This window comes from Mesorhizobium sp. WSM4832 (assembly GCF_055811115.1).
Map to the genome: position 1 here is coordinate 1 of NZ_JBVVQH010000078.1, position 253 is coordinate 253.

A 253-nucleotide genomic window follows, 5' to 3' on the forward strand; every position below is an offset into this window, starting at 1 on the left:
GCGTGGCGTGCACAGTGCATGGGATGCGGTCTACTTTCCGGGATTGGGCAGGCGATATGACCAGCCACCCGCGAGACGTTGCGGAGTCCGCATTGGCGCACACGCTTGATGCCGTCGAGGCCGCGTATCGGCGTAGCGACGCATTGGAGAAGCGACGGGCGTTGATGAATGAATGGGCCGAGTATTGCGGCAAAACGCCGCATCTGAAAAATGCACTTGACGCATAAGTCGTTTTGGTGGGTGTTGACAACAT

General features: G+C 58.1%; 1 pseudogene. It reads left to right on the forward strand.

From position 1 onward, the window contains the following. Positions 1 to 227, forward strand: a pseudogene (locus tag AC0L2L_RS33420) (hypothetical protein); the annotation flags it as partial. Positions 228 to 253 lie beyond the last annotated feature (26 nt).